The following is a 7529-nucleotide window of genomic DNA, read 5'->3' as shown; positions in this document are numbered from 1 at the left end:
TAAGGCCGGTGGAGCGGACTTGATGTATACGGAATTCGTATCCAGTGAAGGCCTGATTCGTGACGCCGTCAAGAGTCGGCAGAAACTTGACATTTTTGAATACGAACGGCCCATCGGTATTCAACTCTTTGGTTCGGACATCGAAACGATGGCGGAGTGTACGAAAATCGCTACGGCCGTTTCGCCCGATCTGATCGACATCAATTATGGCTGTCCGGTGAAACAGGTGGCTTGCCGGGGTGCCGGTGCTGCCCTGCTGCAGGATATTCCTAAAATGGTCGCCATGACCGAAGCCGTGGTTAAAGCTACGCATCTACCCGTGACGGTAAAAACCCGCCTGGGCTGGGACGACTCCACCAAGAATATCGAAGACGTCGCCGAACGCTTGCAGGACATCGGCATTCAGGCCCTAACGGTCCACGGACGTACCCGCGTGCAAATGTACAAGGGAGAAGCGGATTGGACACTGATTGGCAGAATCAAAGAAAATTCCCGTATACGGATTCCGATTTTCGGTAACGGCGATATTACTACGCCCGAAAAGGCTTTGGAGTACCGGAATCGCTACGGCGTTGACGGTATCATGATTGGTCGGGCCAGCATTGGCTATCCCTGGATTTTCAATGAAATCAAACATTTCCTGAAGACAGGTACGTTCCTAACGCCCCCAACCATTGCGGACCGTGTGGCGGTATGCCGGCAGCATTTGGAATTTTCCATTCGCTGGAAAGGTGAAAAGCTGGGTGTACTGGAAATGCGGCGGCACTACGCCAGTTATTTCAAAGGTATGGATGGAGCCAAATCATTCCGGAACCGACTGGTACAGGCCGATACGTTTGCGGAAGTCGAAGAAATTCTCCAGGAAATCAGTGCCACGTATAGTCTGGAGGCTAGTTATTAGCTATTTGTTTTTTGTTGTTAGTTAGTAGTTGGCGGTTGTTAGGCATTGGGGAGGATTGGCAGGGTTGGATTTACTAGTAACCATCAACCACTACCTAGCAACCCATGCTTTTTTGGCTGGTGTTCGTACCAGGTTGTTTAGGGTTGGGTTCATAAGAAGCCAATTAACGAACAATCAGTAACGAACAACCCTCCCTTTCTTCCCCTTGTATGAATCAGAAATCTACTCCAGCTATGGCCTGGATCATCCTAATGGGACTTGCTCTTACCTGGGGCAGTTCCTTCATTTTGATGAAACAGGCCTTGCATACGTTTTCCGGCGTACAAATTGCTTCGTTTCGTCTGCTGGCGGCCGGAGCTTTTTTTGTACCCATCCTACTCTCGCAGATCAACAACTTACCTACGCTTCGCCAGTGGTTCTGGGGCTTTGTTTGCGGGATGGTGGGAAGTTTTTTGCCAGCGTACCTGTTTTCCTACGCGGTCATGCACATGAAAAGCTCGCTGGTCGGTATCCTGAACGCCTTTACGCCGCTGTTTGTACTGATCATTGGCGTACTCTTTTTCAGGCAGAAAATCAATAGACGGCAATTGATTGGCCTGGCTTTAGGGCTGATGGGTTGTATTCTCATTACGCTCAGTGGTACCCAAGGAAGCCTTTCGTTTAACTCGTACTCGTTGCTGGTTATATTGGCCACGATCCTGTACGGTATCAATCCCCATTTACTAAAAACCCATCTTTCGGGTGTGAAACCCTTCATTCTGACGGGACTCACCTTCGTCACCATTGCTCCGATTGCCATGGCCTTTCTGCTACAAACCGATTTTGTAGCCCGTTTTAGTATGGAAGGAGCGGGTTGGTCGTTTGCCGCGGCGGTAACGCTGGGTCTGGTAGGTTCGGGCATTGCCATGATTTTCTACAACCAGTTGCTACAGATGACTGGACCGGTATTTGTCAGTTCCGTTACCTACCTGATTCCCATCATTGCCGTGGCCTGGGGCGTACTCGATCACGAGCAGGTACAGTTTCAGCACTTTATCGGCATGGGGATTATTTTGATTGGCGTATATCTGGTTAATGCTATCACTAAGCCGAAAGAAGTTGATAGTTAATAGCGGCCGCCGCTGCGGTTGATAGTTTTACAAATTATATTTCTTTTCAACCAATTAACTTCTTCTTTTTCAGGGGTTCAAGGTAAGTAGCCCCGTATGAAATGCGGGGACAGCTTTCGAACCTTCTCTTCCAGGGTACACCGTGCTTAAGCTAAAATAAAGTCAGTTTCTTACGCTTAGCCTCGACAAATTTCTACTCAGAAAGGCCTGATAACCACCATAAAATCCAGGCCGCCTTTCGGGTTTCCTCAAAGAAAAGTCCTTGGGCAGTTGCCATTCTCCTGCCCGCCCCCTTAACTTAGCGACCCAAAAACTGCCTATATGGAAACGCCGAAGTACAAGCGAATTTTACTGAAACTAAGTGGAGAGGCTCTTAGCGGAGAAAAGAAATCGGATAAAATCATCGATTCTTCCATTCTCGAACAGTATGCCAAAGAAGTAAAACGCGTTGCAGATCTCGGTGTTCAAGTAGCAATTGTAGTAGGCGGCGGAAACATTTTCCGGGGGAAAGAACTCGAAGCAACGGGTCTGGATCGAGTACAGGGCGACTACATGGGCATGTTAGCCACCGTAATCAACGGGATGGCTGTTCAGGCAGCTCTGGAAAAAGAAGGCCTCTTTACGCGACTGATGTCAGCAGTAAAGATGGAACAAATCTGCGAACCGCTTATTCGCCGTCGGGCGATGCGTCACCTGGAGAAAGGCCGGATCGTTATTTTTGGTGCGGGTACGGGTAACCCTTATTTCACCACTGACTCAGCGGCCAGCTTGCGGGCCATTGAGACCAAAGCCGATGTCGTTCTAAAAGGTACCCGCGTAGATGGTGTCTATACGGCCGATCCCGAAAAAGATCCAACGGCAACCCGGTACACCAGTGTTTCCTTCGATGAAGTCATTGCCAAAGATCTTAAAGTAATGGATCTGGCGGCCTTTGCCCTTTGCCGGGAAAACAAATTACCGATCGTTGTATTTGACATGAACAAGCCCGGAAACCTGCTGAATCTGGTGATGGGTCATGAAGTAGGTACACTTATTTCTTAATGAATCGGTAAGTTATCAGGTTTGATCCTGTTTGAAATCGTTTGATTCCCGATCGGCTCGATCCAACGTTTCAATCCTTTCAAGCCATTCAAACCACATTAAACTTCACACTTACTATCTCCGCAATGGACGAAATAGAGTTTTATCTCGAAGCTGCGAAAGAAACCATGGAAGGGGCCATCAAGCACCTGACCATTGAATTAAGTAAAATTCGGGCTGGAAAAGCATCGCCTGCCATGCTTGAAGGCGTTATGGTTGAATACTATGGTGTACCGAGTCCGCTGCAAAATGTAGCCTCTGTCACGACGCCCGATGCCCGTACGATCACCGTAAAGCCTTTCGAAAAGAAAATGGTTAACGATATTGATCGGGCTATCCGCAATGCAAACCTGGGCTTTTCACCCGCCAACGACGGTGAATTGCTTCGCATCAGTATTCCTCCCCTCACGGAAGAACGCCGTCGCGATTTGGTGAAACGCGTGAAAGTAGAAATCGAGACCGCTAAAGTTAACATTCGCAATGCCCGTCAGGATGCCAATAACAGCATCAAAAAACTGACGAAAGAAGGCGTTTCCGAAGACGAAGTCAAACAAGGTGAAGAACGCGTTCAAAAACTGACGGATCAGTACATTGTAAAAATTGATCAGGTCTTTACCGCGAAGGAAATTGACATCATGTCCGTTTAAACTTCGATTCTACGCATTTATCAAAAGTCCTGCCCAAACCGGCAGGACTTTTTGTTTATTCGTCAGCCCTCCCAACCTATTACATTTATTCAGGCTCTTAGGGATACGAAACGTGTAAAGCCACTACTGTCCTTAAAGTCCATTGGCTTATCCTATACAATAACCTCTGGTTAAAAATAATTTAATATTTCACTGCACGAGGACAATTATGTGAAGCTTGCGATTACCTTTGGACCGAAAAACGATTTTAGTCGAAATGACAGAAACTCTGGTAAAAGACGAACAGATTAAAGAAGCCATTATTCAGGCGGCACAGAAAATCTTTCAGCAGTACGGGTTAACCAAAACCACTATGGAAGATATTGCCAAAGCAATGGGTAAGGGCAAAAGCACGCTTTATTACTACTTTTCCAGCAAAGAGGATATTTTCGTCTCGGTCATCAACAAAGAAATCAACGAAGTTTTTGATTCGATGGTCGCGGCCTGCCAGCGAGAGCAATCGGCCCGCACTAAAATCGAAGTAGTCATTAAAACCAAAGTAAAAGCCTTACATAATAAGCTGAACCTGTACCGGATTCTTTCAACGGAATTACCGTGTAGCCGCGACTTGATGGAATCTTGTCGGATTCAGTTTAGCAAGCGAGAAATTAACCTGTTTGAGGAAATACTACAATTTGGTGTAGACCATCAGGAATTTAGCGAATCGATCCAGTCGAACCTTCCTTTTCTGGCTTACGTCGTAGTTTCGGCTTTCCGGGGATTGGAATTTGACTTATTTTTTTCCGGTACCGATCTGGACGCCAAGATTGATTTACTGCTATCGATCCTGGTGAAAGGCTTACAGTAACCCCCTGAATCATTTTTGAGTTAACCTAACACTTATTGATCTTTTATACATACTCCCTCAAGTCTCCTACGTTTTGCTCGTTTGCTGCCCAGGGCAGTTGCGGGCTCTAGCCCCAAAGGCTCCCCGATTTCCTTAAAATGGCGTTAGCCATTTCGTCGAGTACTTCCTTAAAAGACCATGAAAACATCCGTGAATCATCTTATTTCTTCGTTGAAGAAGCTGCTGAAAAAGAGCTTCTATGTATACTCTTCCGTTCGCCTGAACCATTCCTTCAAAAAAGACTACGGTCTGACGTATCAGGAATTATGTGAACTAACCAATGAACTCGAACACCTGACGGGTCAGGAAATCGCCGAGCCTTCGCTGCGTAGCATCGATACCGTAGGTGATCTGATCAATGCATTCCGTAGTGCTCCCCTGCCCCTTCAGGCCACCGCTGTTTCGGTTCCTTTGCGATAACGTGTTTGGGTTTGGCAGCTTGGCTGCCTTGCTTTTACAGCTATGAAATCGTTAACACGGTCTGAATCTTTGTTACTACTCGGGCTGTTCATTTTTCTGTTTTTCTCGCTGGGAACCTCACAACTCATGTTGTATTCCCTCGATGAGGCAAAGAACGCCGAGTGTGCTCGCGAGATGTACGAACGACAGGATTGGGTCGTACCCACCTTCAACGGACAACTTCGCACCGATAAGCCGCCCCTGCACTACTGGGTGATGATGGGAAGCTACGCTCTGTTTGGCATCAGTGAATTTTCGGCTCGACTGGGTTCCATCCTCTGCGGCATGGGTACCATTATGCTGATTTTCGCTTTTGCTTGGCGTCATTTCAATGCCCGGGTCGCCTGGGTTTCAGCCTTGGTATTGTTGGCTTCGCTGCACGTCGGAGTCCAGTTTCGCATGGCAGTACCCGATCCGTACCTGATTTTTTTCCTGACCCTGGCCTGGGTATCGTTCTACGGCTGGTACCAGCAACGGAAAAAAATGCTCAATCTGACGATTTTTTATACGTCGCTGGGCATGGGGCTACTGGCCAAAGGCCCCGTAGCTCTGGTACTCATCTTTGCGGCGATTGGCTTGTTTCTGCTCTTTCAAGGAGCTTTCAGAAAAGCGTTTCAATTAGGGTTAGTGCCCGGTCTGGTCTGGACGTTGGTACTGGCCTTACCCTGGTACCTGCGTGTACACGAAGCGACCTCGGGTGCCTGGACGGAAGGATTTTTTCTAAAGCACAACATCGAACGCTTTAAAGCCCCCATGGAAGGGCACGGCGGATTTTTCCTCATTACCCCCTTATACGTATTGATTGGACTATTACCTTTTTCAATCTTTATTCCGCAAGCCTTCGTACGGGCCTGGAAACAACGTAAGGGAGTACCAAGCCTGGCTTTTGGACTTAGTATCGCCATCGTCGTGATTGGATTTTTCAGTTTTTCGGGGACGAAGCTTTTTAACTATACTGTTCCGAGTTATCCCTTCGTGGCGGTACTGATTGCGGCTTTTCTGGATTCGGTACTTGATCAGGAAATGGCCTGGAAAAAACTGCGGCCTTCGCTCATTACCTATGGTGTACTCGCTGCCTTACTACCCGTAGCCTTTTACCTGGGTTTACGGCTTGATCCGGTGGTGTCACATCTGGCGGGCTGGGCGATTATCTTTCTGACGTTCCCCCTCGGAGCGGCGGCGGCCTGGTATCGATTCCGACACGGCGAATTTAGCCGTACGATGCTGGCATTGGCAGGATCATTTGTGGTAACAGCCGTTTTGTTTTTCCAACTGGCTTATCCCATCATCGATCGAGAAAATCCAGTCAATCAGACCATTAGCTCGATCAATCCGGAAGAGAAAGTTATTGCTTATAAGCAGTTCAATCCGGCGTATGTTTTTTATCTGAATCGATCGGTAGACGTCGTAAATACTCCGGAAGCTTTACAGGAAGTCCTCAGTACTGAGCCTTCGGTAATCGTGATTTCCCGGACGGAGTTTCTGCCAGAGTTATCAACGTTTTCTGAACTACAGGAATTAGCCCGAAAGCGGGATCTTTTTGAAACACCTACGACCATTTTGTTCCGAAAAACGCCGCCACCGTTACCCCGTTCTTTGTAAGCGTTTCCCGTATTGTTCCCATTTTTTCGCCTAAAAACAAGGCTCTTTTAAAGGTTTTGTCCAATTTAGTGGCTCTAAAACGTTTATAGCCCGCCAAAGAATCGTAACTTCGCTCCCTTTCTGATTCCAAGCGGTGAACCCGTTGCTACACATTGCCTAGAAAGAGTGATCATGAAATCCATGAAAACTATAAAACAGTACCTAATCACCGGAGGGGCAGGTTTTATCGGTAGTCACCTCGCCGAGCGGTTGCTTTCGCAACCCGGCGTGGCCGTTACCTGTATTGACAACTTCGATGATTTTTACCCCGTATCCCAGAAACGCGAGAATCTGAAAGGTCTGCTCGAAAACCCGAATTTTCAGTTTGTTGAAGCCGATATCAGTCAGCAAGACTACCTGCTTGACGCGTTGAAAGGGCAATCGTTCGAGGCCATCGTTCACCTGGCTGCCAAAGCGGGCGTCCGCAAGAGTATTGAGTCTACGCGTCCGTACTACGAATCGAACGTGATGGGTACGCTTTCGCTGTTGGAAGTAGCCCGGCATTTATCCATTCAGAAGTTTATTTTCGCTTCCTCTTCCAGCGTGTACGGTCAGAATCCGAACGTTCCCTGGAAAGAATCCGATACGAATCTGTTACCGATCAGTCCGTACGCTTCCTCGAAAATCTCGGGGGAAATGCTGGGTCGCACCTACGCTCATTTGCACGGCATCCAGTTTCTGGCTCTTCGCTTTTTCACCGTATACGGTTCCCGGCAACGGCCTGATTTAGCCATTCATAAATTTGCCGAACTTATTCTAGACGCTAAACCCATTACGTTGTACGGCGACGGCAGTACGCGTCGCGA

8 protein-coding genes are annotated in these 7529 nt (G+C 47.8%); all 8 read left to right on the top strand.

Annotated elements, in window-relative coordinates; genetic code table 11:
- Nucleotides 1-901: tRNA dihydrouridine synthase DusB (gene dusB / locus ACOJTG_RS13900; RefSeq protein ID WP_420154373.1), on the top strand; the 901-nt coding region annotated here is incomplete at its 5' end.
- Between the two features lie 233 nt (nucleotides 902-1134).
- Nucleotides 1135-2010: a DMT family transporter gene (locus ACOJTG_RS13895; RefSeq protein WP_420154372.1), complete on the top strand. Its 876-nt coding sequence runs from the start codon at nucleotides 1135-1137 to the stop codon at nucleotides 2008-2010.
- A 321-nt stretch (nucleotides 2011-2331) separates the two neighbouring features.
- Complete coding sequence (gene pyrH / locus ACOJTG_RS13890) at nucleotides 2332-3051, top strand: UMP kinase (protein WP_094811016.1); 720 nt, start codon at nucleotides 2332-2334, stop codon at nucleotides 3049-3051.
- A 125-nt stretch (nucleotides 3052-3176) separates the two neighbouring features.
- Nucleotides 3177-3737: a ribosome recycling factor gene (gene frr, locus ACOJTG_RS13885; protein ID WP_420154371.1), complete on the top strand. Its 561-nt coding sequence runs from the start codon at nucleotides 3177-3179 to the stop codon at nucleotides 3735-3737.
- 256 nt (nucleotides 3738-3993) lie between these two features.
- Nucleotides 3994-4584: a TetR/AcrR family transcriptional regulator gene (locus ACOJTG_RS13880; RefSeq protein WP_420154370.1), complete on the top strand. Its 591-nt coding sequence runs from the start codon at nucleotides 3994-3996 to the stop codon at nucleotides 4582-4584.
- 177 nt (nucleotides 4585-4761) lie between these two features.
- Nucleotides 4762-5043, top strand: a complete 282-nt coding sequence (locus ACOJTG_RS13875) for a hypothetical protein (RefSeq protein ID WP_420154369.1) — start codon at nucleotides 4762-4764, stop codon at nucleotides 5041-5043.
- A gap of 42 nt (nucleotides 5044-5085) precedes the next feature.
- Complete coding sequence (locus ACOJTG_RS13870) at nucleotides 5086-6684, top strand: ArnT family glycosyltransferase (protein ID WP_420154368.1); 1599 nt, start codon at nucleotides 5086-5088, stop codon at nucleotides 6682-6684.
- Between the two features lie 180 nt (nucleotides 6685-6864).
- The coding region (locus ACOJTG_RS13865) for an NAD-dependent epimerase/dehydratase family protein (RefSeq protein ID WP_420154367.1) at nucleotides 6865-7529 on the top strand (665 nt) is incomplete at its 3' end.

It is taken from the genome of Siphonobacter sp. (genome assembly GCF_048595215.1).
In the GTDB taxonomy this organism is placed as follows: Bacteria; Bacteroidota; Bacteroidia; order Cytophagales; family Spirosomataceae; genus Siphonobacter.
Note: the sequence above shows the minus strand (reverse complement) of the source record. Positions and strands in the feature narration are given on the sequence as shown.

Coding starts and splice junctions, on each gene's coding strand:
- ACOJTG_RS13895 (WP_420154372.1), top strand. CDS start 1,135: ATGGCCTGGATCATCCTAATGGGACTTGCTCTTACCTGGGGCAGTTCC.
- pyrH (WP_094811016.1), top strand. CDS start 2,332: ATGGAAACGCCGAAGTACAAGCGAATTTTACTGAAACTAAGTGGAGAG.
- frr (WP_420154371.1), top strand. CDS start 3,177: ATGGACGAAATAGAGTTTTATCTCGAAGCTGCGAAAGAAACCATGGAA.
- ACOJTG_RS13880 (WP_420154370.1), top strand. CDS start 3,994: ATGACAGAAACTCTGGTAAAAGACGAACAGATTAAAGAAGCCATTATT.
- ACOJTG_RS13875 (WP_420154369.1), top strand. CDS start 4,762: ATGAAAACATCCGTGAATCATCTTATTTCTTCGTTGAAGAAGCTGCTG.
- ACOJTG_RS13870 (WP_420154368.1), top strand. CDS start 5,086: ATGAAATCGTTAACACGGTCTGAATCTTTGTTACTACTCGGGCTGTTC.